Here is a 26,616-nt window from a genome sequence, read left to right as displayed (position 1 = left end):
TTCCGGCCCTCATTGTCGCTGTTCAGGATTCGTGCCGCCCGCACCGCGGTTCGGACCTTCCGCGAGCAGATCACGAATCTCGCTCAGCAATTGGACCTCGGTGAGTGCGATGGCATCAGCTGTGCCCCAGCGCTTTTTGGCCTTGTTCGCCGGAATCACCACGATGAAGTAGAGCAGTGCTGCGATGATGACAAAGTTCAGCGCAGCGGTGATGATGGGACCGATGGCAATGAAGGTCGCCGGTTTGTCGGCCATCAGTTGGAATCCCAGCCCGAGTTCACCGGTGCCGCCGAATACCGCGAGCAATGGGTTGATGATGCCGTCGCTGAACGCGGTGACAATCGCGACGAATGCTGTGCCCATGACCACGGCAACGGCCAGATCGACGACATTACCTCGGAGTAGAAATTCCTTGAATCCCTTGAGCATTGCCGAAACTCCCTCTTCCTTGTCGCCACGCTGAGGCGGGCCGGATACGAGCGCCGGATGAGTTGTCCGGGTGGGTATTGCGGTGGTGCCTGTTTCGGCGATGCTAGTGGACCGAATGGGCTGGTCAGTGGAACACGACCGTGAGGGCGGTGCGTAGCGACGCGGCGGCCACCACGGTGGCGGGGCGCGCGTCCAGCGCCACCAGCACCACCCGCTCGCCGGAACCGCGTTCGGAGTCACCGCCGGAGACCAGCACCACGGCGGCATCGGCGGCCAGAATGCGGGCCGTGCGGGCGGGTTCCTCGGCGGCCACCACATCGACTCGATCACCCGCGCGCAGGACGCCCGCAACGGCATTGTCGGCCAATCGAATCGCGGCGATGCGGGCATCGGGGGAGCCGGTCGCCACCGCGGCCAGCCGGGGTCCGATGACGCGGAAGTCGGTGAGTATCTCGCCGGAGTGGATCGCGCCGGCGAGCGTCGCACCGATCAAGGGAGTGGGGGACCGGGCCGATCCGTCCGGGAGCGAAGCGGATTCGCGCGAGGCGGTACGCAGATCCTCCGGACCGAGGACGTGGCCGGGCGGTAGATCGCGGGCCGCGGTCACGACCTCGGTGCGGTGGGCAGCCGGATCGCCGCGCAGGGCCAGGGTGGCGGCCAGCGCCAGCAGCACGACCGCCAGTAGGCGGCGCAGCAGGACCGCGTCCGCCCAGGGCGGGCACGGCAGTTCGGCGAACGCAGTGCGCAATCGGATCATGACGGGCAGCCTAGGAGCCCGCACGGATCAGCCGACCCCGGAAATGCTCGAAACGGGGTCGGCTGTGGATAACGAAAACAATGTGGACAGTGGCCGATTCAGGCCGCTGCGGAGTGGATCAGGCGGCGGACTGCGGTGAGACGCGTGATGGGTCGCCGGTCCCGTCATTCCGGCATGCTTTTGGCCGGAATCCACTGAGTTCAGCGGCACAAAAGTGTGGATCCCGGCCAAAAGCGCGCCGGGATGACGCGGTGTTGACGGGTTCGGTAGATCAGGCTGCGGAGGTGCTCGCGCTGGTGGAGGTGCCTGCGGTGCTGGGCGCGGGAGCCGGAGTCGACGACGGAGCGTTGGACGAGCCGCTGTCGGACGATTTGGCCGGTTCGCTGGAGGTCGAGCCATTGCGGCTGTCGGTCCGGTAGAAGCCGCTGCCCTTGAATACGATGCCGACCGAGTTGAAGAGTTTGCGCAGCTTGCCGTTGCAGCGATCGCAGGTGCTCAGCGCGTCATCGGAGAAGGACTGCACGATGTCGAACCTGTTGTCGCACTCGGTGCAGGCGTACGAGTAAGTAGGCATCGGTGAACCTCCACGGTTTTCGTCGATTTAGCACTCTACAGCCGACAGTGCCAACGCTGTCAATCGGGTATCAATTCCCATTCTGTACCAATTGTCGTAGCCCGCCATTCGGGGTCAGCGCCCACCCCATTCGAAGGTCGTGTGGCTCCTCCGGAAGGCACTCCACCAACTCGTCATCGCGCACCACCGCGACCAGTCGGACATCGGGCCGGGCCGCGGGCAGGCTGCGGTCGTAGTACCCCGCACCCCGGCCGAGCCGCACTCCACGCCGGTCCACGGCCAGGGCCGGCACCAGAATCACCTCGGCCAGTGCCAGCGCGTCCGGCAGCGCGGCACCATCCGGTTCGAGCAGCCCGTAGCGGGCCCGCCGCAGGCGATCGGTTCCGAGGTATTCGGCCCAGGTCAGCGGTCCGAGCGGACCGGTCACCGGAAGCAGCACCCGCGCACCCCCGTCGCGCAGGGCGTCGAGCATGGCGACCGATCCCGGCTCATCCCCGACCGGAACGTAGGCGCACACCCATTCGCGGGCGGCGAATGTCGCGGCGGTGCGGGCCAACGCCGCGGCTTCCAGCTCGCGGACAGCGGCGGGCACAGCGTGACGGCGTTCCAGAATCTCCGCCCGCCACGCCTGTTTGTCTCGTCCGCCGCCCGCATTCACGGTCTTCACATTATGTTGTTCGGCCGCCGCAACCGCCGCCGCGCCGCGGTTGCCGTCGCAGCACCCGGATTGCGGCCCGTCAGACCCGCTTTCACCTGCGAATATCTGGATTGCTGATGGATTGCCAGATTTGGCCCCGGGTTTCGCCCCAGCCGTTTGCGGGCAGATTGTCGGTAGGTGGGGCGAGACGTTCGGCGCGCTCGCTCCTTTATTGCCGCTTAGGCTCTGCGGGAGTTCGCCGGCGCTGTGAAGGCGCTTCGACGCAGATGACGGATGGATAGGGTGTTGTTCATGACAGTTGATGCCGGACAAGCCGGAAACGGGTCGTGTTTCCGCACCGCGGTGGTCCCCGCGGCCGGGCTCGGCACCAGGTTCCTACCCGCGACCAAGACGGTCCCCAAGGAGCTGCTACCGGTGGTGGACACCCCCGGTATCGAACTGGTCGCGGCCGAGGCCGCCGACTCCGGCGCGAGCCGTCTGGTCATTGTGACCTCACCCGGAAAAGACGGTGTGGTCGCGCATTTCGTCGAGGATCTGGTGCTGGAGGGCACGCTGGCCGAGCGCGGCAAGTTCGCGCTGCTGGAGAAGGTGCGCAAAGCACCCGCGCTCCTGGATGTGACCTCGGTGGTGCAGGACGAGCCGCTGGGGCTGGGACATGCGGTGGCACAGGCGGAATCGGTGCTCGACGATGACGAGGACGCCATCGCGGTGCTGCTGCCCGACGATCTGGTGCTGCCCAGCGGCGTGCTGGATGTGATGAACCGGGTGCGCACCAGTTTCGGTGGTTCGGTGCTGTGCGCCATCGATGTGCCGAAGGAAGCGGTCAGTGCCTACGGGGTCTTCGATGTGGCCCCCACGGCCGACGGTAATCCGAATGTCTTGCAGGTCAAGGGCATGGTGGAGAAGCCGTCGCTCGAGGACGCGCCCTCCACCTTCGCCGCGGCCGGACGCTATCTGCTCGACCGTGCGATCTTCGACGCGCTGCGGCGCATCGAACCCGGCGCGGGCGGCGAATTGCAGCTCACCGACGCCATCGCACTGCTGATCACGGAGGGACATCCCGTGCACGTGGTCGTCCATCGTGGGTCGCGCCACGATCTGGGCAACCCGGGCGGTTATCTTCGTGCAGCGGTCGATTTCGCTTTGGAACGAGAGGAATACGGTCCCGCCCTGCGCGAGTGGCTGGAACAGCGCCTGCGTCCGGACTGGGATCCGCAGCCGACCTCGTACGAATGATCCGGCCGGGCAGAGGCGGATCAGGACCGGAGGAGGCAGCTTGCGTAACCACGCAGGTCCCCGCTTATGCCCGATGTGATCAGTCACAAGTGGCCAGGACCGGAGGAGGCAGCTTGCGTAACCACGCAGGTCCCCACTTGTGCCCGATGGAATCAGCATGGGCGGGTCCCTCACCCAGGCCTGATGAGAACGCCGGATTGTGGTGGGGTGTGCGAGACGAGGAAGGGCTGAATGCGCTCGGTTGAGGATCAGCAGATCAAGGTGACCGCGGCGGCTGTCGCGCCGCGGCCGGTGCGGGTGGCCATCTCCGAGGCCCAGGGACTGCTGTGTGCCGAGGATGTGGTGACCGAGCGCCCGCTGCCGGGCTTCGATCAGGCGGCCATCGACGGATACGCGGTGCGCAGCGTCGATGTGGCGGGTGCGGGCGCGGATATTCGCGACGAGGCCGGCAATGCCATCGACCTGTCACTGCCGGTGGTGGGGGAGGTGGCGGCCGGATCGCGGCAGCCGAGTCGTCTGCAACCGCGCCAGACGGTGCGCGTCGATACCGGTGCGCCGCTGCCGACCCTCGCGGATGCGGTGCTGCCCTTGGATTTCACCGACGGCGGCAGGGCCCGGGTGAAGGTCTACGAGCCGGTGCGCACCGGTGACTACGTGCGCCGTATCGGCGATGACGTCCAGCCGGGGGATCTCGCCGTGCGGGCGGGCACCATTATCGGTCCGGCACAGGTGGGTCTGCTGGCGGCCGTGGGCCGGGACAAGGTGCTGGTGCATCCACGTCCGCGGCTGTCGGTGCTGTCGGTGGGCGGGGAGTTGGTCGATATCGACCGCACGCCCGGGCCCGGCCAGGTGTACGACGTGAACTCCTATGCGCTCGCCGCCGCCGCACGGGACGCGGGTGCGGATGTGAACCGGGTCGGCATTGTCAGCGCGGACCCCAAGCGACTGCGAGATGTGGTGGAGGGCCAGCTCGTTCGCTCCGAGGTGGTGGTGATCGCCGGTGCGGTGGGCGGTTGGGCGTCCGAGCAGATTCGCGAGGCTCTGGAGGGTCTCGGTGAGTTGGAGATCACCCGGGTCGGTATGCATCCGGGTTCGGTTCAGGGCTTCGGTCGACTGGGCCGCGATGAGGTGCCCACCTTCCTGCTGCCGTCGAATCCGGTTGGCGCGCTGGTGGTTTTCGAGGTGATGGTGCGGCCGCTGATTCGCATCGCACTGGGTCGTCGGCACCCCATGAGACGAATCGTCAAGGCGCGTACCATCCTTCCGATCAGCTCCATTCCCGGGCGGCGCGGCTACCTGCGCGCGCAGCTCATGCGCGACGAGCAGACCGGCGACTACCTGGTGCAGCCGCTGGGCGGGCCGAACGGCACCTCCTCGCATCTGCTGGCGACGCTGGCGGAAGCCAATTCCCTCATTGTGATCGATCCGGATGTCACCGAGGTCCGCACTGGTGACGAGGTTCGGGTCGCATTCCTCGCCCAGCGAGGGTAGGCGTGGACATGAATGTCTTTCGGGCCGGTCAGCATCCGGGCTGGCCCGCGCACCTGGGGCCGGTCCGGGTGGCGGCCGGACAGGTGACACTGCGGCCCATCCGACTGCGAGATGCGGCCGCCTGGAGCCGGATTCGGCTACGTGACCGAGAACACCTGGAGCCCTGGGAGCCGACCGGGCGCGGTTCCTGGGAGGCGCGCAATCATGCCTCGAATTGGCCGTCGCTGTGGTCGAGCTTGAAGGCCGAGGCCCGGCGCGGGGCGATGATTCCACTGGTGATCGAGGTCGACGGCCAGTTCTGCGGGCAGATGACGGTCGGCAATATCGTGCGCGGCGCATTGCGGTCGGCCTGGATCGGCTACTGGGTGGCCAAGGACGTGGGTGGTCAGGGCGTGGCCACGGCGGCGCTGGCACTGGGCCTGGACCACTGTTTCGGTGAGGTGGGTCTGCACCGGGTGGAGGCGACCGTGCGGCCGGAAAACCTTGCCAGCCAGGCGGTGCTGCGCAATGTGGGCTTTCGCGAGGAGGGCCTGCTCAAACGCTATCTGGATGTCGATGGCGGATGGCGCGACCATCTGCTCGTCGGCATCACGGTGGAGGAGGTGTCGGGCACCGTGGTGGATCGGCTCATCCGCACCGGCAGGGCCGCCCCCGCCTGAACTCCTGTGACTAGTGTGGCAGATGTTGACGGCGCGCCTGCGGAATATCGCTGAGATTCCGAACTAGCCTACGGACGTCGGTGGTGCGTCTCAGCACCCCATGCGGCGCTGTCGAAGGGACTGCTGTCGAAGGGAATACGAGCCTGGCGGGGATGGAGGTGTGAGCAATGCCGAATTCGATCTTGTGGATCGGGTTGGTGGTGCTCTGGCTCTTTGTGCTGTTCCCGATGCTCGCCGGTCGGCACCCCCGGGTTCGGCAGACCACCGATGCCGCCCTGGCGACCCGGGTGTTGCATCGCGGCGACACCGAGCGACGTCTGGATAAACGCCCGGCCGGCGGACACGAGACGGATCCCGACTACGTGCCCACCCGGAGAGTTGAGCATCCCCACACCGATGATGCGGAGGATCGGATGACGAAATCGGACGACGAGACCGCCAAGGACGACGACGATTTCTCGGATTCCGTCGCGGCTACCGCTGATCTCGCCGATGACACGGATCCCACCGATGATGCCGATCTCGTGGACGACGGGGATCGGGTGGACGACACTGGACAGGTGCGCGACGCGGATACGGTGGACGAGTCCGATGTCGTGAACACGGACGGGTCCGGCTCGGATCAGCCGTCCGATACCAGCCTGGATGCCGAATTCGAAGATGAATTCGATTCGGACACAAGGGAATCCGGCGTTGCCGGGGAACTGGATGGCGATTTCACCGACGCCGCGTCGCCGCGCGCTTCCGCGCCGGTAATGGCCAGGATTCCGGCCACCCGTACCCCCGATCCGTGCGATGAGGACGAATCCGAATACGAATCCGAAGAACTCGACGAGGACGACCCGGATTTCGTACCCTCCCGGCGTGGCCGCGGTGGTTACGATCCCGAAGCCGATGCCATTGCCCGCGCCGCCCGCTACCGGTTCCGACAGCGCGCCGTCCTCGGACTGGCTTGCAGCGTCGTGATCTTCGGTGCCGGCGGACTGCTGGTCTCGTCGAATATGTGGTGGCTGGGCGGACTCTCGGCCCTGGTGCTGGGTGGCTACCTGGCCTACCTGCGCAAGCAGGTGCGCATCGAGGAGGATATCCGTCGCCGTCGGGCCACCCGGCTGGCCCGCAGTCGCCGTCGCGGCGACGTCGACGACGAGGAGGAGTCTCCACGACGCGTCGCCGAGCAGCCGCGGCTCGACCAGGAGAGCACTCGCACCCAACTGCGCCGCGCCACCTTGTTGGAGCCCGACGACGAGGATCCGATGTTCGAGCAGTTGGAGATGTTCGACGCCGCCACCGCCCGTGAGACCCGGCAGCGGGCGGCGGGCGGGCGGATGCGCCGGGCCGCAGGGGAGTAGTTCAGGCGTTCCACTGGATCGGTAGGCGAAAACAGCGGTGGCCCCGACCGAACCGGTCGGGGCCACTGGTCTAACGTCCGATCGGGCTCAGCTGATCTGCTTCTCGATCCGCTCCGCGAGAGTTCGTAGTTTGGCGGCGAATTCGCGAGCCGCGGCCGGATCGCCACTGGACTCCTTGACTGCCCGGCGAGTGAGGGCGGCCAGGCGCGATTCCATGGCGGTGAACGGGTCGGCCGGACGTCGGCCGGACTGCTGCGGTAGTTCACCCCGCTGCCAGGCGCGCAGCCGCTCCACGACTTCGGATTCGTCGAACCGGGCGGGGAGCAGCGCCACCGCCTCCCGCAGTTTGCTCGCGGTGATCTTGACATTGTCGGCGGCCAGGGTGGTGTAGACGGTGACGGCCGCATCGTCACCGTGTTCCGCCGCGACGGTGAGTAATTCGCGAATCTGACCCTCATTGATGGAGGGTGCTTGGGCGTGCAGCCGAGCGGCGAGCGGCCAGGCGCGAATGAGCTTGTGCGCGTACGAACGCTGCATATCCCAGCGCTGCTCGACATAGTCGTCGAAATTCGTGTGTTCACTGCGATAGAGCCGTCCGTCGCGGACAATTTGCAGGGCTCTGCCGGCGGCCCAGAAGGCTTGGCGCAGCGTATCGATGGAGTTTTCGCACACGGATAGCTGCGCGTGCTCGCGCTCGCTCAGCGGCCCAACGTGTGCCCCCTCGCCCGCGGCGGGGAGCGGCATATCGAGGACGGTCACATCCAGGTCCCGGCGGGGTGGTGTGACCGCGGTCAGGGTGGCGATACCGGGTGTGTCCATCGCTCGCCACTCCGAGTCCCGCAGTGGCGATACCTCGCATCCGTCGTCTTCCGAAAAGCCATGCTGCGTGCGGTTCTCAGTGGAAATGTTCACACCTTTCCTCGTGGTGACCGGAGTCTTGGCGATGGGACACGGGTGCGGAAAAAGTCTTGCACGCGCGCCCGGAGAGCCCCCGGATTGTTCGCCGGAACGCGCCGCGCGGCGCGGATTTTCGGGTCCGGCACGTCCCTGCTGTGTCCAATTGGACCCAGATTCTTCGTCGAGAAAACCTCGCTCCGTTAGCTTTTCGTTATCAAAACCCGCGTGTCGGACTGTGCATAAACCTGTGAATAAGCGAACAGTGCAATTTCGTAGTGCGAATGTGATGAGCGTCAACCGAGTAGCTACCTAGCTCGATCGGAGGACTTACATCCATGGAAACTGGCGGAGACAGACAGCGATTTCCTTTCTTCCAGCGGCGCATTTCTCGGCAGGCACTGGCAGTCGGCGTTCTCTGCGCCACGGCATTCGGTGCGGCTCTGCTCTACACCGCGGGATCGGCGAAGGCGAAGCCGGTGACCGTCCCCGGTATCGGAGTGATCGAAGTTCCAGGCGAGATCGCGGGCAGCTTCGAGTTCGGTCCGATGGTCGTGCCGGGGCTCGGCACCACCGCGGCGCCGAACCTCGTCGGGGTGCCGACCGAATCCGGCCGCGCCGAGATCCCGAATCTCGCAGAGGTGCCGAGTGAGTTCGGCCGCGCCGAGAATCCGGATACGGCATGGGTTCAGGGACACAGTCGATCAGCGGTACCGGCATTCGAAGCCGCGCCCGCCGTGCTGGCCATCTCGGAACCCGCTGTGCCCGCGTCGACAACTCCCACGCTCCCGACCGCCGTGGCGGACCTGCTGCCGACATCACCCGCCGCCGCCCCGCCGCCGGGTGCGCCCCAGGGGCACGCACGGAGCGTCGATATCGCTGGGCTCGGCACCTTCGCCGTTCCCGATGGCATGCCCCCGTTGGCCGGAATCCCCGGCGTGGTCGAAATCCCGGCCCCCACGGTGCTTCCGAAGCAGCGGAGCACCGGAGAGCGCGCCGTCGAGGCCGCCCGCTCCAAGCTGGGCACCTCCTACAGCATGGGCGGCAATGGCCCGGACTCGTTCGACTGCTCCGGTCTGGTGCGGTGGTCCTACGCCGAGGCGGGTGTGGATCTACCACGCACCAGCTACGGGCAGTTGGCCGCGGGTACCCCGGTCGGTATCGACGAATTGCAGCCCGGTGATCTGGTGTCCTACAACGGCGGTGGCCACTCCGCGCTGTACGCGGGCGACGGTCGGATCATCCACGCTTCCACCTATGGCGTCGGCGTGACCGAATCCGCGCTGGACGAGATGTCGATTACGGGCGCTCGCCGCTACTGAGTCGCGTCGCCTCGACCCTCTGGTCGACAATCGCCTGGCCACCTCGGCCGCCGACCATTCGCGCGGCGTCTAGATAGCCGCGCACCATTGGGCGATTGTCGACCGGACGGCGGGCCGCGCACGGGTCGGAGCGGTAGCGGAGAGGGTCGACACCGAAATGCGCGACCCTTTCGACCTGCACTTCCTCGGTCCCGCCACATTCATTCGCGCGGTACTGTCCACCGTGCGCGAGCGCCGTGCCGGGGTGATCGTGAGTCTACTCGGCAAGGGCGCAGCCTATTTCAGCGACTCGAATCCAGTGTTCTCCGAAAAGCGCTGTGCAGCAATATGATTCGACACGATAGGCGACGGCAACCTGGCGGGTGACTCGGCCGGGGTCGCCACCGCGATCATCACGGCCGCCAATGCCGCTGACGCGTCACTGCGCCTCCCGCTCGGTGACGACGCGGCTTTCGATGCTCAGCGCTCAGATGTGCTGAGCGGCAACGAGTTGGGCCGATCGTCAACGAGAATGCTCGCGTCAACGAGAATGCCCGGTCAGCCGATGCGGCCGACCGGGCATCACCCGATTCGAGATCGTCAAACCGTGAGACTTGGCTGTCAGCGGCGCTTGGTGCTGCGGGCGCGGCGGCGCTCGGCCTGCATTTCGGCGAGTTCCTTCTCCAGGCCATCGGCGACGCGGAACTGGCCCGTGTCGTATTCCTCGGAGGTGGCGTCATCCTTGTCCGGGCTGCCGAAGGACCCGATGTTCTCGGCCCACAGGGCATCGAGTTCGGCGGCGGCCACGGCGGACGCGCGCTTCGTCGGTTCGACGGGCGCGACCGGCGCCTCGATCTTGGTGGGTGCGGCCACGGTAGAGCGGCTCGACGACACCGCACCATTCTTGGTCGCGGAGCCGTTGCGGGTCACCGAGCCGTTCTGGGTAGCCGCGGTATCGGCCTTGGCGGCGTTCTCAGCGGACGCGGCGTCGGCTTCGTCCTCGGGTACGGTTTCCGCCTCCAGGACGGGCTGTGCGGCTTCCACGGCCCGCGTGGTCGACTTCTCGAGTGCGGGCTGCTGCTGCTGATGCGGCGGCGCGCTCAGCTTGTAGTCGGCCATGGCGGAGAGCCGGCGTACGTTCAGCTTCTGCCGAATCTGCTCGGCCGGATCGGGCAGACCGCGGATCTGATCGGTGGCCTGATGAATCGCCATGCCGTAGCGCGCGCTGACGGCATTGTGGATGAGCAGGGCGACGCCGATCATGACCGGTGCGACGGCGTGCACGGCGACCTCGTACCAATCGCCCCTGGCGACGTACGGGTAGGTGTTGAGGCCCACGGTCAGTGACAGCAGGGCGATTTCGGCAATGTGGACCTGGCGGCGGTTGTCGAGCACGCCCCATTCGGACACCTTGTTGGTGCCGATCATGATGATGATCAGACAGACGCTGATCATGGCTTCGAGCAGATAGCTGAACCAGAACAGCGGATTCGTGGGACCGCCGGGTGCGATGTTCTGCTGGACGTTCACCGCGGACCACAGCATGCCCGCGCCGACCACACCGGCGAGTGCCCGTAGGGACCAGGCCCGATGCCGGTACAGCGAGGCGAGTTTGGCGTGTGGGCTGGATTCCCGTCGCTGTGCGGCGATCGCCTTGCGCGCGATCAGCAGATCTCGCATATCGGCCTTCTCGATTTCCTCGCTGGTCATCCTGGCGCGGTCGGCCGTCGCCGCGGTGGCCTGCACCTGCTTCCAGCGCTGTTCGCGATCCTCGACCCGAATACGTTCGGCGAGCTCACGTTCCTCGGCCAGCTCGCGTTCGGACAGCGCCTCGGTCAGGGCCGGGTCGAACTGATACGCCAGCCGCCCGCGCGCCTTCTCGACGCGATGGGCTAGCTGCGTAACCTCATCCCCGATCGGAAACTCCGTCACATCTCCTCCCGAAACAGACGATCCGACCCTGGACAAGTGATCACGATTGACAACGGCACATGCCATTAATAGTCGATAGCCCGCCACAACGAAACTGTCGATTAGCCATTCGTCCATTCCGTCCCGGCGTGCCGCCCGCGACACGCCATGGGGCCCGCATATTACCCACCATTAGGTTTGGGCAGCTGCACCGTCGCTAAACGGGCAAAACGCTTGTACGCCAGGGCCGTCAGGAGACGAGTTCCGCGCTGTCGATCCGAAAGCCGTCGCCGTTGGCCACCAGTTCGGCGCGACGGGCCTCGGTCGCGACTCGGCCGTCGGGATAGCGGAGGGTCAGGCGGTAGGTGACGGTCGATGTCGCCGCGTCGGCGCTGGCATCGGAGATCGTCACGGAATCGACTGTGTCCCAGAATGCCCGGTATGTCCTGAAGTCGCCGATATAGCTCTGATACCGCGGGGTCAGCCGTCCCCACGCGGCGACGGTGTTTCCCGGCAGGAGCGCGTAGTGCTCGCGCACGAAGTCGGCCATGCGGGTTCCCGCCGACGGTGTAGGGGGAGCGGTGGTGGTGATAGGGGGTGTGGTCGGGCCCGTAGTGGTGGCGCCCGGGGGATCTGCCGGTCCGGTGGTCACGGGGCCCGGTGGCACTCCGGGTCCGGCTGTGGAACTCGGACTCGCCTGCGAACTGTCGTGTGCCGAATCCTGCTGGGTGAGAACAGCGAATGTCACCCCCAGCGCGACTACCGATGCCATCGAGACGACCATTACCCAGACGAATACCATCCGCCGCGGCGCCGCCGCCATCGGCCCGGTGACCGGACCAACCTGTGTCACAGCGAATCTCGGATCCTCCTCCGGGGGCGGGGCCATCGGTTCGGTGGTCGTGCGCCCCGTCAGCGCGGCCCGGGCGGCCGCGGCCAAGGCTCCGGCGGTGGCGTAGCGCTGATCCGGATCCTTCGCCATCCCGCGCGCGATCACCGCATCGAATGCCTCCGATACGCGTGCCGCGATCGACGGTCGTGGCGGTGGGGTGGAAAGGTGGGCCGCGACTTGCCTTTCCACGCTCTCGCCCGGGAACGGCTTGGCTCCCGCGAGGCATTCGTAGAGCACGCAGGCCAGCGAATACACATCCGCGCGCGCGTCGTAGTCGCCGTGCAGCAGACGCTCGGGGGCCATATAGGCGAAGGTCCCGATGGCCGCGCCCGTCGTGGTGAGGCCGGTGTCCTTATCGGCGACCGCGATGCCGAAGTCGATGAGGTAGGCGAAACCCTCTGCGGTGACAAGGACATTCGACGGCTTCACATCCCGGTGCACCAGTCCGGCCCGATGCGCCGCATCGAGGGCCGAGGCGATCTGCGCGATATGCGACACCGCCTCGTCGGCGTTCATGCCTCCGGTGACAGCCACCCGGGTACCGAGGTCGGTTCCGTCGACCAACCGCATATCCAGGAACAGTCGCCCATCGATCTCCCCGTAGTCGTGGATCGGAACCACATGCGGCTCAGTCAATCTGGCGGCCGCCTGCGCCTCCCGTCGAAACCGCTCCCGATATACCGGGTCATGGGCGAACTCCGGTGGCAGCACCTTCAGCGCGACCACCCGATCGGTGCCGGTGTCGAAGGCGCGGTAGACCTGCCCCATGCCGCCCTTACCGAGCAGCCCGAGCAGGCGATATCGACCGAAGGGCGTTCCGTCCACACCCCTAAGCTATCGGGCGAGCGCCTCCAGCGCGCGGTCGATGTCATCCTCGGTGTTGTAGAGGTGGCAGGCCAGGCGCAGCCGTCCGGCGCGCATCGCACCGACCACCTTGGCGGCGTGCAGGCGTTCGCTGATCTCGGAGGTGACCGCCACGGCGACAATGGCCGAATTGCTTTCCGGCAGGCCGAGACCCGTACGCAAGCGATTGGCCAGGGTGACATTGTGGCGGTGAATGGCATCGATGCCAATGGATTCGATCAGCTCGAGCGCCGGTTGCTGGCCCACCCAGGCGGGCCAGACCGGGGAGACGTCGAACCGGCGGGCGTCGTCGGCGAGGCGGAGCGGAGCGTCGTAGCAGGTCTGCCACGGGTCGAAGCCCGCCCACCAGCCGGCAGCCAACGGGCGCAGGGTATTCAGTGCCTCGTCGGTGCCCGCCAGGAAGGCGGTGCCCTTGGGGCCGAGGAGCCATTTGTAGCCCACGCTGACCACCCAGTCCGCGCCGGTGTCGTGGACGGGGAACCAGCCGACGGCCTGACTGACGTCGAAGAGCACGCGGGCCCCGTGGTGCCGGGCGGCGGCGACCACGGCGGGCACATCGACCACGGCGCCATCGGCGGATTGCACCACCGCGGCGGCGACGAGATCGTCATCCGGTCGCACGGCGGCGGCGAGATCACCGATCGGAACCGTTCGCACCCGCAATCCGGGCCGTGCCAGGAAGGGCCACAGCAGTGACGTGAATTCTCCCTCGGGCACAACCACATTCGCGCCGTCCGGCAGGCTCCCCGCAATCAGCCCCACCAGCTGTGACACCTGGGAGCCGATCGCGACCTGGTCGGCCCGCAGTCCGACCAGCCCGGCGAACGAGGTCCGGCAGACTGCGATCGCCGCGTCCACCGCGAGGATATTGGACTCACCTCGCATGCGCTCGTGCTCGAAGGCGGTCACCGCTTCCGCCACGGCCACCGGCAGCAGGCTGTATCCGGCAGTATTCAGATAGGTGACGGTGGGTGCGAACGCATCGCGAACGGACCCCGGCAGCAGTGCGAAATCGGCTGTCATCAGCCCATCCTGCGGTCCGAGTCAGTGCGGGTTCAATATCCAGAGCGCCGATTCTGGCCCGAATCATCGGCGGGCCCTCCGCGTGGCAGCCCTGCGGACCGTCGTGCGGCCCCCGCCTGGCGCCTCGCGGGCCACGACGGCCGCGTTCGGTCGGGTTCGTCGGATTGACGCTTTTGTCTGGGACGCTTGCCTGCAGTGGGTGTGCATCCACGCACCCTCGGTATCCAATGGTTGCGGTGGGAGCGCTAGACTGTCTGAGACGTTAAGGCTGAAATATTTCGAGCGTGGCGGAAAGGCGATGTCATGGGAGCCCAGACGGTTGTTGCCGACGTTGCCGACGAGCTGGCTCGTCGTGTGGTCGCCGGGGTATACGAGTCGGGCGATCTGATGCCATCGGTGCGGCAGGTCGCCGAGGAGTTCGATATGAACCGGGCGACCGCGCAATTGGTGCTCGGCAGGCTGGAGTCCTACGGCTTCGCCCGTGCGCATCGCGGTAAGGGTTTCGTGACTCGCGATGTCCGCGCCGACGGCGGGGTCGAGGTGTATCGGCGACTGTTCCAGCTCTCGCGGGGCACGCCCGAGATCGCGGCCGATATGTTCGGCGACATCGTCGCCGAGGAACGCACCATCATCCTCGACGCCCTGCTCGGCTATACCGGCAGCGCCGCCCGCCTCGATCCGGCCGACGTGAAGGCCGCCGTCGACGAGCTGGAGGGCATTGCCAGAACGCCCGATCCGGACCTGCGCGCCATGCTCGCCCTGGAGCTGGATCTGGTGCGCCGCCTGCTCACCGAACTCGGCCAGGGCCTGCGCCGTTCGATACTCAATTCCATCGGCGAAATGGTGCTCGACGTCCCCGAGGCCGTCACCGCCTACTACGCCGCCGGACCGGATCTGCACGTGCTGGTGTGGCGCGCGCTGCTCGCGGTCTGGGAATCCGATTCCGGCCCGAGCGATGCCCAACTCTCGTTGTTCGAGGATCTCTTCGAGATGTACCACGCGAAGGTGGTCGCTCGCTTCGATGAATTGGTCGGTGCGACAGTCGAATCCGCTGACGAACGAGCAGCTCGCACGGCATAGCGCCGGTCCGCGCTAGACGCGGCGAATGCGGGCCAGCCATGCGGCGACGTCGACCCGCCCGTTGTGCTGTTCCATATGCGCGGCCTCCTCGGCCACTCCGGGGGTGACGCGACCGCGATACCGAGCCGGGCGCAGCTCCTCCAATTCCCAACCCTCCTGGAAGGATTCGCGGATCACGGAATCGCTGATCCGTGGCCCGAACCCCGGCTCGCTATCCGACAGCGCCAAAATGTGCACCAGCCCGCCCGGCTTGCAGACGGCGTGCAGGCTGCGCACGTACTCGGCGCGGGCGTCCGGATCCTCACCGAAGATATGAAACAGGGCGCTGTCGACGATGGTGTCGAATGCCGGTCGGTCACCATTACTCTCGTCGACAAGCGCTGTCGCCTCGCTCAGGTGCAATGCGTCCGCCACATCGAAACGGGCGTGGGGCACATCCTGCTCCGCCGCGTTCCGACGGGCCCACGCCACCGCTCTCGGTGCGAGGTCGACCCCGCGCACGTCGTATCCCAAGCGCGTCAACAAGATTGTGTGCTCTCCGGCTCCGGCTCCGGGGTCGAGTACCCGCCCCTTGATCCATCCCGTGCGTTCCAATTCGACTATCGCGGGCTGTGGTTCCCCGATTACCCAGGGCGCGGTGTCGCTGTCGTCGGCGTAGACGGAATCCCAGAATTCAGCGGAGCGAGTCATACCTCCAGCATCGGCCCTCAACCACGGTTGAGGTCAACCCCGCCGCGGCGATTGTCTGCGGCGTGCGGCGGCCATCGGAAGGTCTTGCGGTAGGCCGAGGGGGTGGTGCCGAGGGTGCGGGCGAACTGTTCGCGCATGGTCACGGCGCTACCGAATCCGCATTGGTCGGCTATGCGTTCGATGGTGTGATCGCCGGTTTCGAGCAGGCGTTGAGCCATGACAATGCGTTGGGTGGCCACCCAGGTGCTCACGCCGGTGCCCACGGTCGCGCGGAAATGACGGGTGAAGGTACGGCGGCTCATTGCGGCGTGGGTGGCGAGACGGTCGACGGTCAGGTCTTCGGCGAGATGTTCGATAGCCCAGCGCAGGGTGCCGGCCAGGGGATGCCGCGAACCTGTTGCGGGCAAGGGATGTTCGATGAACTGCGCCTGTCCGCCCTCGCGATGCGGGGGCGTGACGAGACGGCGCGCTACCCGATTGGCGAGTTCGGCGCCGTGTTGGCGGCGCAGCAGATGCAGGCAGGTATCGATGGCGGCGGTGGTTCCGGCCGAGGTGACGATGTCACCGTCGTCGACATAGAGGGATTCTCGATCCAGTCGCACATCGGGGAACCGGCGCGCGAAGACATCGGCCCATTTCCAGTGGGTGGCCGCCGGGCGATCAGCCAGCAGACCGGTATCGGCGACCACGAACGCGCCCAGGCATAGGCCGACCACCCGCGCGCCGCCCTGGTGCGCGGTACGGACCGCGTCGATGATCTCGGGTGGGGCCGGTAGTTCCGGATCCGGCCAACTCGGCACGATCACCATCGACGCCCCCGCCACCTCATCCAGGCCATGGCCGGTGGACACCGTGAATCCCGCGGTCGTGATGATCGGTGTGGCTCCCGGCGTACACACCCGAACCTCACACGGCGGCAACTCCGCAGACGGCTGCTCCTCGCCGAAAACCAGGCACGGCACCGACAGATGGAACGGATGGATCCGGTCGAATGCCACCACCGCGATCACATTCATGGCAATCCTTCCGCAACTGGTTGGCCCGATTCCGTCGATTGTAGGCACGCGAGCCACTGTCGATCGGTTCGTGTGCACGAGATCGTGGATGCCGTACCGAACATCCCTCGCGGAGGAGCCCTCGTGCACCGCACTACCCGGCTCGTCGCCACCTCGGGCCGATAACCACGGCCGCGAAAGGAACTACCGAAATGACCACCGCCGCACCGACATTGCGCACCGTTTCCGGACTGGACCAGCAGCCGTCCCGGCTGGCCGACGCCACCCTGATAATGATCGACTTCCAGAACACCTACCGCACCGGCGTCATGGCGCTACCCGATGCCGAACAGGCACTGACCGCCGCTGCTCGCCTGTTGGTGACGGCCCGCTCGCTGGGCCGACCGATCATCCACATCGTCAATGACGGCGGACCCGGTACGCCCTACGATATCCGCGCTGATATCGGCGCGATCAGCGCTGTCGTAGCTCCACTGCCGGGCGAACCGATTGTGGTCAAACAGTTCCCGAATGCCTTCCACGACACCGAACTCGAAGCGACGCTGCGTGAACTCGGCGCGGGGCAGGAACTGGTGCTCGCCGGTTTCATGACCCATATGTGCGTGCAGTTCACCGCACAGGGCGCCTTCAACCTCGGCTACCGATCGACCGTCGTCGCCGAGGCCACCGCCACCCGGCCGCTCGCCGGTCCAGACGGCGCCACGGTGCCTGCCTCGGCGCTACAGACCGCCGCCCTCACCACCATCGCCGACCTGTTCGGCGTCGTCGTCCCCACCCTCGACCACCTCGCTCCGGTCGCACCGTAACGACGGCCCTGATTTCGCCGTCGTGGCGGTTCGCATCGACCAGCCACCGCACCACCGGGAAACGATATGGACAGCTTCGTCCGGCCTATGCCAGTCTCGCGAAGATCCTCGGGAGCCGCTCCACGGTGAGCTACACCGCCTTTGCCACCGCGAAGAACGGCCGCATGACGCGCATCAGGACTGTGCCGACGGGTCGCGGCAATGACTCTGGCCCTCGGCCACGGTGGGCAATCGGCAGCAGCAGGATGCCTCGATCGGCACATCCGCCACGGCGGCAGCGAATTTCAGCTGCTTCTCGATGAGTTGGGCTTCGCCCGTCTTGCCCAGGCGTACGAGACATTCGTGAAAACCGTGCAGACTCCACACATTCGCGGGATGTTGGGAGCCGCGTGGGAGGGTGTCGTCGAGGCCGAGGTCGGCGCGATAGACGGCTTCGGCCTCGGCGATATGGCCCTGTTCGAGTAGCAGTGCTCCGTAGGCGTGCCGGGTCGGCTGCATCCATCCCCACGGCTCGTCGTAGGGCAGGTTGTCGTCGAGTTCGATCGAAAGGCGCAGTGCTCGGAAGGCCTTGTCGTAGTCACCTTTTCGATAGCGGAGTTCGCCTTCGAGCATGGCGGCGGCAATGGCGAGGATGTCGCGGCAGGTGTTGTTGAAGAGCATCCTGGATTCCGGGACTCGTTCCAGCGCAACGAGGAAACGCCGCTGCGCCGCCTCCGCTTCGGCAATCCGCCCGGTCGCCGAATAGGCGACGCCCTGGCCGTAGTGCAGCATCGCGGTGGTGACTCGGTACAGGTCCGGATCCTTCGGCGGTGGTAGGTCGATGAGCCGCGCCCACTGACCGAACCTGATGAGGACGTGGACCCGCATTGAAACGAAGCTCTCCAGCCAGTCCGCCATCGGTGGCGACGGCACCCGCAGCAACTCCTCCGGAATGGAGTTCTCCAGCTGCGCAACGGTTTCCAACGCCGTACCGAGTTGGCCCAGGAACATCGCACCGTAGATCTTGAAGTGGTAGTTGTGCGCCCGGTAGAGGGTGTAGAAATTGATCTCGCCCGCCGCGCGCACGTACTTCTCGTCGGCGGTGATCGCGGCGGAGTTGGCCGATACCACCGCGCGATAGTCGCCACACAGCACGTCGATATGTGACGGCATATGTTGCAGATGTCCCGCATCGGGTACCAGGCCCCGCAGCCGGTCGGCCGCCGGCAGCGCCGCCTCCGGCGTCGGCGACATCTCCATCAGATGCAGGTATATATGCAGTACACCGGGGTGATCGTGCCCCCATGCGTCGGCCAATGCCCGCTCGAGCACGGCCTTGGCCTCGAGGGTGTAGGCCCCCGCGCCGGGCGCACCACCGCGTTGATCCCACAGCGCCCACGGCGTGATGTTCATCAACGCGTCAGCGAACAGGGTCGCTACATCGGGATCGTCCGGGAACCGGGCGTAGACCTCGCGCATCGCGTCGGCATAGCCCCGGTTCCATTCCGAGCCGTCGCCCTCGAGCAGTTTCCCCGGATACCGTGCGACCAGCGCCTCGATGAGCGCGCGCTCGACCGGCGCGGCGGAATCAGCGAGTTCGGTCGCCCGCAGTGCCGCGTCATGCGCGCGGACGACGCTCTCGGCCAACTCCACGCCGTCGAAGGACACCCACGGCTTGTTGTAGTTCGGTCCCGACACGAAAGCCAGACCCCAGTGCGCCATCGCGCAGCCTGGATCCTCCACCAGCACGCGCGAGAAGCATCGAGCGGCCTCTTCATGGTTGAAGGCATAGGTCCAGGCCAGGCCACGGTCGAACCATAGCTGCGCGGCCGGTGCCGCCACCGTCACCGATCGCGAATACGTCCCGAGGTCGTAGTAGTCCACGGTCATACCGACGATCGTGCCATCAGCCCGGCCGACACGTCCCCGAACCGGCACGCTCTCATGAGTTTTGGGCGAAACGACGAGCGGGCCGGACTATCCGCGAGAAACTGTGCACACGGGACATAGTGGTCGTATGGGAAACAGTGGTCAGATGGGAAACAAGGCAACGGTCGCCGCCGCGTTCACCCCGTTGCTGCGGACCGCGTTCGGATCACAGCCGCCACTGCGGTTCGAGTTCTGGGACGGCAGCGTGGTCGCGCCCGCCGACGACCATCCCGGCACCATGCGGATTCGTTCGAAAGAGGCACTGAGCCACATGGTTTGGGCCCCCGGCGAACTCGGCCTCGGGCGCGCCTTCGTCTCCGGTGCGGTGGACCTCGAGGGCGATATCTTCGAAGTGCTCCGCGCCCTGCAATCCGCGGTACCGGGCACTGCCCGCCTGGGCGCCACCGGCGCCTGGCAGGCCATCGGCGCGGCCCGCCGGCTCGGCGCGCTGAACCATCGCCCGAAGCCGCCACCCGAGGAGGCCCGGCCCCGGCGTGGACCGCGGCACAGCCTGCGCAGCGACGCGGCGGCGATCAGCCATCACTACGACGTCGGCAATGACTTCTACCGCCTGGTTCTCGGCTCGAGCATGACCTACTCGTGTGCCCGTTTCGCCGCCGACAATGACAATGGCCGAACCCCCGCGGACGTCACGGTCTCCCTCGAAGACGCCCAGCGGGCCAAACACGATCTGATCTGCCGCAAACTCGGCCTACCCGAGCGCCCCGGTATGCGCCTGCTGGACGTCGGCTGCGGCTGGGGCTCCATGGCGATACACGCGGCCTCGACCTATGGCGCCCAGGTCGTGGGCGTCACCATCAGTCGCACCCAGGCCGAACTCGCACGCAAACGCGTCAGCGAGGCCGGACTCTCCGCCAATATCGAGATCCGCCTCTCCGACTACCGCGATCTACACGGCGAACAGTTCGACGCCATCTCCTCCATCGGCATGTTCGAGCACGTCGGCGCGAAGCGCACCGCCGAGTACTTCGACACCCTGCGCGCTCTGCTCCGCCCCGAAGGGCGACTGCTCAATCACGCGATTTCCTCCATCGGCGGATCCACCATGCGCAACCGCTCCTTCGTCGGCCGCTACGTCTTCCCCGATGGCGAACTACTCGATGTGGCCGATGTCGTATCGGCAATGGAGCGTGCAGGTTTCGAGGTCCGCGATGTCGAGGCTCTGCGCGAGCACTACGCCCTGACCCTGCGGAACTGGGTCGCCAACCTGGAGGGCGCGTGGGAGCAAGCGGTCTCGCTCGTCGGCGAGGGCCGCGCCCGGGTCTGGCGGATATACATGGCGGCCTCGGCCCTGGGCTTCGAGGACGGCGGGCTCGGACTCCACCAGGTCCTGGGTGTCGTACCGGGTCCGCAGGGGCGCACGGGAATGCCCGGCACCCGACGCGCCTGGGGATAGTCCGGTTCAGCGTCAGTTGTCCGCGGGGACCGATCCCGGTGACCCGATCGAATTGTTCCCACGATCGCCGCCGAGTGCATCGTCGATGCTTGCAATCGGGGAGCCGGGGCAGGTTGTCGCTGAATCAGGCGTCGGTGGGCGGGGAGCTGGTTCGATGGGCGGCCGCCACGAAAATGGGCACCGCCAGAAAGAGCCGGTCCGCCTGCGCGCGTTTGGTCTGTTCGGCGATCCAGCCGTCGATCCGGTCTCGGGTGGCGGCTCCTGCGGCGTACGCGGCTTCGGCGATTCCGGTCAAGAGGGGTAGCAATGTCGTATCGGTGAAGACGGCGGAGCGGACTTCGGTGGTGACGTCGGTGAAGCCGTTGTCGAGCAGCAGGTTTCGGTAGCTTCGTGCTGCCCGTGGATTGGCTATGGTATCGGCGCGGGCATGTACGAGACGGCGGGTGAGGTGCGGATCGTCGGAGTCGATCACGAGGGTGTCCCAGTCCTGGCCGATGAGCACTATGCGCCCACCGGGGGACAGCACTCGCCGTGCTTCGGCGAGCGCACGCGCCGGATCCGGCAGCTCGTGAAAGAGCTTGTCGGCCCGGTAACCGGTTGCTTCCGCGTCGCCCAGTGGCAGTTCGCAGGCGTTGCCGACTCGAAAATCACTGTCCGGCCACCGGGTTCGCGCTACGGAAATCATGTCCTCGCTGAGGTCGATCCCGATCGCTCGCGCACCGCGTTCGGTGAGTTCGGCGACCGCGCGCCCGGCGCCGCAACCCACGTCGACCACCGTTTCTCCAGGGGAGGGGGCGAGTAGGTCATAGGAGAGGTGGCGAAATTCGGCCGCGCCGGGCAATGCGTCGACCTGGTCGAGGATTGCGCGAAGGGCCTCGAAGTCTTTGGTTTCAGTGGTTGTGGAATCAGTGGACATATCAGCCATGGTGCGACTTAATGTTGACATGAAGTCAAGTACCGCCGCGGATATGTCGATCGGCCAGATCGCGGGGCACTTCGGTCTGGCGACACATGTGCTGCGGCACTGGGAATCACAGGGGCTGCTCGCGCCCGCGCGCGCGGAGGCCGCCCGTCGTCGCTACGGTTCCGACGATCTCTACCGGATTGCATTGATTCTGCGGGCCAAGGAGGTGGGTTTCGGCCTCGATGAGATCCGGAAAGTGATGACCGCGCCGGATTCCGAGTCGCGGCGGGAAGTGCTGCGCCGACATCACACCACGTTGGCCCGCCGGATAGCCGAGGCGCAGGCGGCACTCGAACTCATCGAGTGCGCATTGGATTGCGCACATGGCGATTTCCTGCGGTGTCCGCACTTCCAGGCCGCGGTTGCCGAACGAATCGATCTCGAACCGCCGACGGCCCGGCCGGCTCCGGCTCAGTAGCCCTGTGGCGGCATTCCCCCTCGTGGCTGTGCTGGATTACGCTGTGGCAGAGGGGGATAGCCGGGCTGATGTGCGTAGCCCTGCTGTCCGGGGTGGGGATGCCCGGACTGGTAGCCCGGCGGGGGAGCGTAGGGAGCGCCGGGCTGGTGCCACTGTCCCTGCGGCGGATACGGGCCCTGCTGCGGATGCGGGCTCGGCGGGTAAGGCGGAATCCCCGGCTGCCCATACGGAGGCTGTGTCGGCTTCGAGGCCGCCTTGACGATCACGAGTACGACCGCGCCGACGACGAGCGCGATGGCAATGAGGCTGCCGAGGGCTTCGAACATAGCCGGAGCTTTCCACAGTGCCGCACAGTATGTCTCCGAGAGGTCACGTGGCGACTGGGCGGAACTCTATGCGGCCCCGGTCATCCCGTGGTGATCGCGCCGGTGGTGCTGTTCCACTCGATCCAGCCGCGTTCGAAGTTCGTCCGGCGTCCGGCAGGGACAGACTCTTCGCCCGAGGTGGGGAATCCGAGTCGCCCGTTCTCGTAGCCCTGGCGCGCGTACTCGTCGAGGATCGCGCCGTACACCGGATGGGTGCCCGCCGGGGAGTGGTAGATGTTCCCGGTCTGGAACCTGTTGAATTGGCCGACACCGTTGGGGGTGGGCAGTTCTCCGCTCACCGGCCACCCCAATGCGGCGGGCGGACCGCCGATATCCTCGTATTTGTCACCGATCAATCCGTGCACCTCCCACGCCGCGCTATCGGGTGTCCAATAGATCGCGCCGTGCTCGAAGTCCTGCTGACGACCACCATCGCGGCCGCGCTCGTCCCCGGTGCAGTCGCCCAGAGGCCCGGTGGGGCCGCCGACTTCGTCGTAGCGGGCACCGATCGCACCCGTCGTCTCACACGAACCGTCGAATAGGTCGCAGGCCGCCACTCCGAACATCGACAAGGTCATGGCCACGGCCACTATCGTGGCCCGGGAGATCGCTGGTACCACCGTCGCACCCGCCTCTCGGTCGGCAGTACATCTATCGGTGGGGTGACACCGAAGCGGGCGGCCAAACCTCTCGAGGAAGTGGTGTTCGGGCCGAAGGGCGGCGGTTGCGGGATAACGATCACCGGTGAGCCGGTCGGAGACGGTTTGACCTGAACTCGCCTCGAGGTTCTAGCGTTGGATTCCATGATCAACTCACCAACCTCGACAAAGACGATCGTGGTAGCCGGTGCCACCGGAAACATTGGCGGCCAACTACTTACGGAGCTGGCCGCCAACGGTGACGTCCGAGTCCGGGCAACGACTCGCAACGTCGGCTCCGCAGCGCTGCCCGAAGGCGTCGAACCGTTCCAGGCCGATCTGCGCCATGCGGACTCGCTGCGCTCCGCGTTCACGGGCGCGACGGCATTGTTCCTGGTGTCGCGGATAGGCGTCGACGCCGACATTCTGTCGCTGGCCCGCCGCGCGGGCATCGAACATGTCGTACTGGTGTCATCCATTACGGTGCGAACCCATCCCCATCTGGGTCCGGCGCAGGAGAACGCCGCCGTGGAACGCCTGCTCGAATCCAGCGGTGTGGGCTGGACCATCCTGCGCCCCACCCAGTTCGCCTCCAATGCGCTCTGGTGGGCGGACTCGATCCGTGAATCTCGCGGGTTGGAGATCCCGTTCGCTGATATCGGTCTGCCCACCGTCCATCCCGGCGATATCGCCCGCGTGGCCTATGCGGCGCTGACCGAGCCCGGACATCACGGACAGCGATACGCCCTGACCGGCCCCGAGCTGATCACACCCCGCCAGCAGGTCGCAGCCATAGCGGCAGCCCTCGGCGATCCGGTCTCGGTAACCGAGATCAGCCGTACCCGCGCGCGTGCGCGGATGGTCCCGGAGATGGGGGAGCGGCTGGCCGATGCCCTCCTCGATGTCACGGGCGGCGACACCAGCGACGAACTGCTGAAGGTCCGAGACACCGTCACCCGAATCGTCGGCCGCCCGGCCCAGACCTTCCAGCAGTGGGTATCTCAGCACGTTTCGGCGTTCCAATAGGGCGGTTGACGTCCCTTCGGACGGTGCGTCGTCGGCCGTGTCAGGAATAGTACGTCCGGGTCGCTATCCGGCAGCGATATCGTGGCCGACCTCGGCCAGGGCCGACAGCCCTGCGGCGATCACCGGGTGGTCGCCGGCGCCGCGGCGAATACCGCCGATGATGGTGCGTATCGGACGTGGGCTGCCGCTCAGGGGAATTCGAGTTACCGCGTGCTCATTGGGGATCGGGGCCAGTCGCGGTAGCAGGCAGACGCCGAAACCCTGTGCCACGAAGGTGGATACGGCGAACCACTCCTTCACGTGGTGGACGATGTGCGGGGTGAATCCCGCTGCCGCACAGGATGTGATCACCGTGTCGTAGGTGTCACCGCCGGGCTCGTCGAGGATCCATGGCTCCGTGGCGGCATCTCGCAGTGTCACCGACTCTCGTTGGGCCAGTGGGTGTCCACTCGGTACCAGCAGGTCCTGGATATCGTCGAAGAACACGCGCTGTTCGAAACGCGGGTCGTCGACCGGGGGTGTGGTGGCGGTCGGGAATCCGACGGCAATATCGGCTGAATCGGCCAGCAGAACCCGGAAGATCTGGGTGGAGTCCAGCTCCCGCACGTGTGTATCGATGCCGGGGTGCCGGTCGCGCAGCAGCGCCATGGCGGGTGCGACCACGGCGGCCAAGGCGGATGAGACGCCGGTGAACCGGAGCGTCCCGGTGAGTTCCATATCCCGGGACGCGATATCGGCGCGGGCGCGCTCCCAGTGCTCGTACAGTGCGTCCGCATGCTCGAGCAGGGCCTCGGCGGCCGCCGTCAGGCGCACGTTGCGACCCTCCCTGCGCAGCAGTTCGACACCGAGTTCGGTTGCCAGCGAACGGATCTGCTGCGATACCGCCGAAGGTGTCACATACAGCGCGGTCGCGGCGGCCGAAACGGTGCCGTGCTCGGCGAGCACGCGCAGCACTTGGACGCGGCGCAGGTCGATCATGTAGGCAATTCTAAAGAGTATTGCGCCTATTTCTTCGATGGACCTGAACGCTGTGCGGCGTGAGGCTGAAATCATGCCTCCCGCACCGATATTCGTCCTCGCCGCCGCGATATCCATGCAGACCGGTCAGGCGTTCGGCAAGCAGCTGTTCGCACAGGTGGGCCCGGGCGGCGTGGTAGCCCTCCGGCTCGGCATCGCGGCGCTCATCCTGCTCGCCCTGTGTCGCCCGCGCACCATGCCGCGGGGAGCCCGGCTGTGGAACGTGCTCGGACTCGGTGCCGCGATCGCCGGAATGAACCTGATCTATCCGGCCCTGCTCTACCTTCCGCTCGGAGTGGCCAGCAGCCTGCAATTACTCGGACCATTGACCGTGGCGCTGTGCTCATCGCGTCGAGCGGTCGACCTCGGCGTGGTGGCGCTGGTGGTGACCGGCGTATGGCTGGTGCGCGACCCGGCCTCGGGCTCGCTGGCCTGGCAGGGGATTGTGCTGGCGCTGCTCTCGGCGGCGTCGATGGGCGCCTACCTGCTACTGGCGCGCCGGGTCGGATCGGGAGCGGACAGCCGCTCCGTCCTCGCACTCGGCGTCGCCGCCGGCGCGCTGCTGGCCGCGCCGTGGGGTGTGATCCAAGACGGCCGCACCCTGATCGATCCCGGAGTCCTGGCCGCGGCCACCGTGGTCGCCCTACTATCGGCAGTCATCCCATACTCGCTCGAACTCGCTGCCCTACAACGGCTTTCCGCCGGAATAGTCGGCACACTGCTCACCTTGGAGCCGGTAGTCGCCGCCCTCGCCGGGCTCGTGCTGCTGCACGAAGGCGTATCGGCCCAACGCTGGACCGGCATCGTCTGCATCAGCGCAGCCGCCGCCTATGTCACCTGGCAGAACTCCCACCGCGTGGACACCGGCACCCCGGCCCCGCCTCCCACCGAGCGGCGGACCGATAGCACTTCACCGGGTCGGGCGACTGCACCGGCCGACGAGTACACCGCACCGTCCGGGCCAGGCCCTCGGCTGAAGAAGATGTCCCTCACCCGTCGGCACCCGCGGGTACCTGGCTCGAGTACGGGACGTCTGGTGGGTCTGACGCTGAGCGATCTGAACCAGCCGACGGCGGCGGGCCGAAACTCTGGGGCAAACCGGTGGGCACGCGCCGGGCGACATCTCGAGTAGCTGGTTACGACCGGCGCTTTTCCGTCCAACGAGCGGACAGACGGCGAGCGCACAGCCGCGATGGGAAGCCCCACGACGAAACCACCCAATGCCCGCCGACC

The 26,616-nt window shown here is 66.7% G+C and carries 26 protein-coding genes; 11 read left to right on the top strand and 15 right to left on the bottom strand.

Annotated features, from left to right (window positions below):
- Window positions 1-9: 9 nt before the first annotated feature.
- The 4 genes from mscL to NU1_RS06245 all read right to left on the bottom strand — a co-directional run bounded on the left by mscL (window position 10) and on the right by NU1_RS06245 (window position 2,427).
- Window positions 10-429 (bottom strand): large conductance mechanosensitive channel protein MscL, encoded by a 420-nt coding sequence (gene mscL, locus NU1_RS06260; RefSeq protein ID WP_067518232.1) that lies wholly within the window; start codon window positions 427-429, stop codon window positions 10-12.
- 124 nt (window positions 430-553) lie between these two features.
- Entirely contained in the window at window positions 554-1,186 is a 633-nt protein-coding gene (locus NU1_RS06255) for an SAF domain-containing protein (RefSeq protein ID WP_084521011.1), read from the bottom strand.
- A gap of 271 nt (window positions 1,187-1,457) precedes the next feature.
- On the bottom strand, window positions 1,458-1,760 hold the full coding sequence (locus NU1_RS06250; protein ID WP_067518229.1) for an FmdB family zinc ribbon protein: 303 nt from the start codon (window positions 1,758-1,760) through the stop codon (window positions 1,458-1,460).
- A gap of 70 nt (window positions 1,761-1,830) precedes the next feature.
- Window positions 1,831-2,427 (bottom strand): 5-formyltetrahydrofolate cyclo-ligase, encoded by a 597-nt coding sequence (locus NU1_RS06245; RefSeq protein ID WP_245719966.1) that lies wholly within the window; start codon window positions 2,425-2,427, stop codon window positions 1,831-1,833.
- Window positions 2,428-2,709: 282 nt separating this feature from the next.
- On the opposite strand from NU1_RS06245, the gene NU1_RS06240 reads away from it, so the two are divergent.
- From NU1_RS06240 to sepX, 4 genes are all read left to right on the top strand, one after another.
- A complete protein-coding gene (locus NU1_RS06240) occupies window positions 2,710-3,654 on the top strand; it encodes a UTP--glucose-1-phosphate uridylyltransferase (RefSeq protein WP_067518413.1) in 945 nt (314 codons plus the stop codon).
- 231 nt (window positions 3,655-3,885) lie between these two features.
- Window positions 3,886-5,145, top strand: a complete 1,260-nt coding sequence (gene glp / locus NU1_RS06235) for a molybdotransferase-like divisome protein Glp (protein ID WP_067518228.1) — start codon at window positions 3,886-3,888, stop codon at window positions 5,143-5,145.
- A gap of 8 nt (window positions 5,146-5,153) precedes the next feature.
- Entirely contained in the window at window positions 5,154-5,804 is a 651-nt protein-coding gene (locus tag NU1_RS06230; RefSeq protein WP_067518412.1) for a GNAT family N-acetyltransferase, read from the top strand.
- Window positions 5,805-5,971: 167 nt separating this feature from the next.
- The gene (gene sepX / locus NU1_RS06225) at window positions 5,972-7,153 is read left to right on the top strand and encodes a divisome protein SepX/GlpR (RefSeq protein WP_067518226.1); all 1,182 of its coding nucleotides are present in this window, start codon (window positions 5,972-5,974) and stop codon (window positions 7,151-7,153) included.
- A gap of 87 nt (window positions 7,154-7,240) precedes the next feature.
- On the opposite strand, the gene NU1_RS06220 is transcribed toward sepX, so the two are convergent.
- Window positions 7,241-7,972, bottom strand: coding sequence for a hypothetical protein (locus NU1_RS06220; protein WP_067518225.1), 732 nt, complete (start codon window positions 7,970-7,972; stop codon window positions 7,241-7,243).
- A gap of 413 nt (window positions 7,973-8,385) precedes the next feature.
- Here NU1_RS06220 and NU1_RS06215 point away from each other — a divergent pair, with 413 nt between their 5' ends.
- A complete protein-coding gene (locus tag NU1_RS06215; RefSeq protein ID WP_245719965.1) occupies window positions 8,386-9,369 on the top strand; it encodes a C40 family peptidase in 984 nt (327 codons plus the stop codon).
- Window positions 9,370-9,969: 600 nt separating this feature from the next.
- Here the strand turns inward: NU1_RS06215 and NU1_RS06210 are convergent.
- The 3 genes from NU1_RS06210 to NU1_RS06200 all read right to left on the bottom strand — a co-directional run bounded on the left by NU1_RS06210 (window position 9,970) and on the right by NU1_RS06200 (window position 14,038).
- Window positions 9,970-11,280: a hypothetical protein gene (locus NU1_RS06210; protein WP_067518223.1), complete on the bottom strand. Its 1,311-nt coding sequence runs from the start codon at window positions 11,278-11,280 to the stop codon at window positions 9,970-9,972.
- A gap of 229 nt (window positions 11,281-11,509) precedes the next feature.
- Window positions 11,510-12,976 (bottom strand): protein kinase domain-containing protein, encoded by a 1,467-nt coding sequence (locus tag NU1_RS06205; RefSeq protein ID WP_067518221.1) that lies wholly within the window; start codon window positions 12,974-12,976, stop codon window positions 11,510-11,512.
- Window positions 12,977-12,985: 9 nt separating this feature from the next.
- Window positions 12,986-14,038 carry an aminotransferase class V-fold PLP-dependent enzyme gene (locus tag NU1_RS06200; RefSeq protein ID WP_067518219.1) on the bottom strand — a complete coding sequence of 351 codons (1,053 nt, stop codon included), beginning with the start codon at window positions 14,036-14,038 and terminating at the stop codon, window positions 12,986-12,988.
- 303 nt (window positions 14,039-14,341) lie between these two features.
- Here NU1_RS06200 and NU1_RS06195 point away from each other — a divergent pair, with 303 nt between their 5' ends.
- Window positions 14,342-15,118, top strand: coding sequence for a GntR family transcriptional regulator (locus tag NU1_RS06195; RefSeq protein WP_067518217.1), 777 nt, complete (start codon window positions 14,342-14,344; stop codon window positions 15,116-15,118).
- A gap of 12 nt (window positions 15,119-15,130) precedes the next feature.
- Here the strand turns inward: NU1_RS06195 and NU1_RS06190 are convergent, their stop codons facing one another.
- Together NU1_RS06190 and NU1_RS06185 are read right to left on the bottom strand one after the other, a co-directional pair.
- Window positions 15,131-15,808: a class I SAM-dependent methyltransferase gene (locus NU1_RS06190; RefSeq protein ID WP_067518215.1), complete on the bottom strand. Its 678-nt coding sequence runs from the start codon at window positions 15,806-15,808 to the stop codon at window positions 15,131-15,133.
- Between the two features lie 17 nt (window positions 15,809-15,825).
- Window positions 15,826-16,824, bottom strand: coding sequence for a GlxA family transcriptional regulator (locus tag NU1_RS06185; protein WP_067518213.1), 999 nt, complete (start codon window positions 16,822-16,824; stop codon window positions 15,826-15,828).
- Window positions 16,825-17,015: 191 nt separating this feature from the next.
- On the opposite strand from NU1_RS06185, the gene NU1_RS06180 reads away from it, so the two are divergent.
- Window positions 17,016-17,630, top strand: a complete 615-nt coding sequence (locus tag NU1_RS06180; protein WP_067518211.1) for a cysteine hydrolase family protein — start codon at window positions 17,016-17,018, stop codon at window positions 17,628-17,630.
- Between the two features lie 174 nt (window positions 17,631-17,804).
- Here NU1_RS06180 and NU1_RS06175 read toward each other — a convergent pair whose 3' ends face one another.
- The gene (locus NU1_RS06175) at window positions 17,805-19,499 is read right to left on the bottom strand and encodes a tetratricopeptide repeat protein (RefSeq protein WP_067518209.1); all 1,695 of its coding nucleotides are present in this window, start codon (window positions 19,497-19,499) and stop codon (window positions 17,805-17,807) included.
- A 145-nt stretch (window positions 19,500-19,644) separates the two neighbouring features.
- On the opposite strand from NU1_RS06175, the gene NU1_RS06170 reads away from it, so the two are divergent.
- Window positions 19,645-20,955 carry a class I SAM-dependent methyltransferase gene (locus NU1_RS06170; RefSeq protein WP_067518208.1) on the top strand — a complete coding sequence of 437 codons (1,311 nt, stop codon included), beginning with the start codon at window positions 19,645-19,647 and terminating at the stop codon, window positions 20,953-20,955.
- A gap of 124 nt (window positions 20,956-21,079) precedes the next feature.
- On the opposite strand, the gene NU1_RS06165 is transcribed toward NU1_RS06170, so the two are convergent.
- The gene (locus tag NU1_RS06165; protein ID WP_067518206.1) at window positions 21,080-21,871 is read right to left on the bottom strand and encodes a methyltransferase domain-containing protein; all 792 of its coding nucleotides are present in this window, start codon (window positions 21,869-21,871) and stop codon (window positions 21,080-21,082) included.
- A 28-nt stretch (window positions 21,872-21,899) separates the two neighbouring features.
- On the opposite strand from NU1_RS06165, the gene NU1_RS06160 reads away from it, so the two are divergent.
- Window positions 21,900-22,337, top strand: a complete 438-nt coding sequence (locus tag NU1_RS06160; protein WP_067518204.1) for a MerR family transcriptional regulator — start codon at window positions 21,900-21,902, stop codon at window positions 22,335-22,337.
- Here NU1_RS06160 and NU1_RS41155 read toward each other — a convergent pair.
- Both NU1_RS41155 and NU1_RS06155 read right to left on the bottom strand, forming a co-directional pair.
- A complete protein-coding gene (locus NU1_RS41155) occupies window positions 22,331-22,663 on the bottom strand; it encodes a hypothetical protein (RefSeq protein WP_157552009.1) in 333 nt (110 codons plus the stop codon). The two genes, NU1_RS06160 and NU1_RS41155, sit on opposite strands and share 7 nt — an antisense overlap.
- Before the next feature lie 80 nt (window positions 22,664-22,743).
- Window positions 22,744-23,280 (bottom strand): LGFP repeat-containing protein, encoded by a 537-nt coding sequence (locus NU1_RS06155; RefSeq protein ID WP_067518408.1) that lies wholly within the window; start codon window positions 23,278-23,280, stop codon window positions 22,744-22,746.
- Window positions 23,281-23,505: 225 nt separating this feature from the next.
- Between NU1_RS06155 and NU1_RS06150 the strand changes: the two genes are divergently transcribed.
- Window positions 23,506-24,366: an SDR family oxidoreductase gene (locus tag NU1_RS06150; RefSeq protein WP_067518203.1), complete on the top strand. Its 861-nt coding sequence runs from the start codon at window positions 23,506-23,508 to the stop codon at window positions 24,364-24,366.
- Window positions 24,367-24,429: 63 nt separating this feature from the next.
- Here NU1_RS06150 and NU1_RS06145 read toward each other — a convergent pair whose 3' ends face one another.
- Complete coding sequence (locus NU1_RS06145) at window positions 24,430-25,344, bottom strand: LysR family transcriptional regulator (RefSeq protein ID WP_067518201.1); 915 nt, start codon at window positions 25,342-25,344, stop codon at window positions 24,430-24,432.
- A 73-nt stretch (window positions 25,345-25,417) separates the two neighbouring features.
- Here NU1_RS06145 and NU1_RS06140 point away from each other — a divergent pair, with 73 nt between their 5' ends.
- Window positions 25,418-26,515, top strand: a complete 1,098-nt coding sequence (locus tag NU1_RS06140) for an EamA family transporter (RefSeq protein WP_067518199.1) — start codon at window positions 25,418-25,420, stop codon at window positions 26,513-26,515.
- Window positions 26,516-26,616 lie beyond the last annotated feature (101 nt).

It is taken from the genome of Nocardia uniformis NBRC 13702, assembly GCF_001613345.1.
Lineage (GTDB): Bacteria > Actinomycetota > Actinomycetes > Mycobacteriales > Mycobacteriaceae > Nocardia > Nocardia uniformis.
This window is presented reverse-complemented; position numbering and strand designations above follow the sequence as displayed.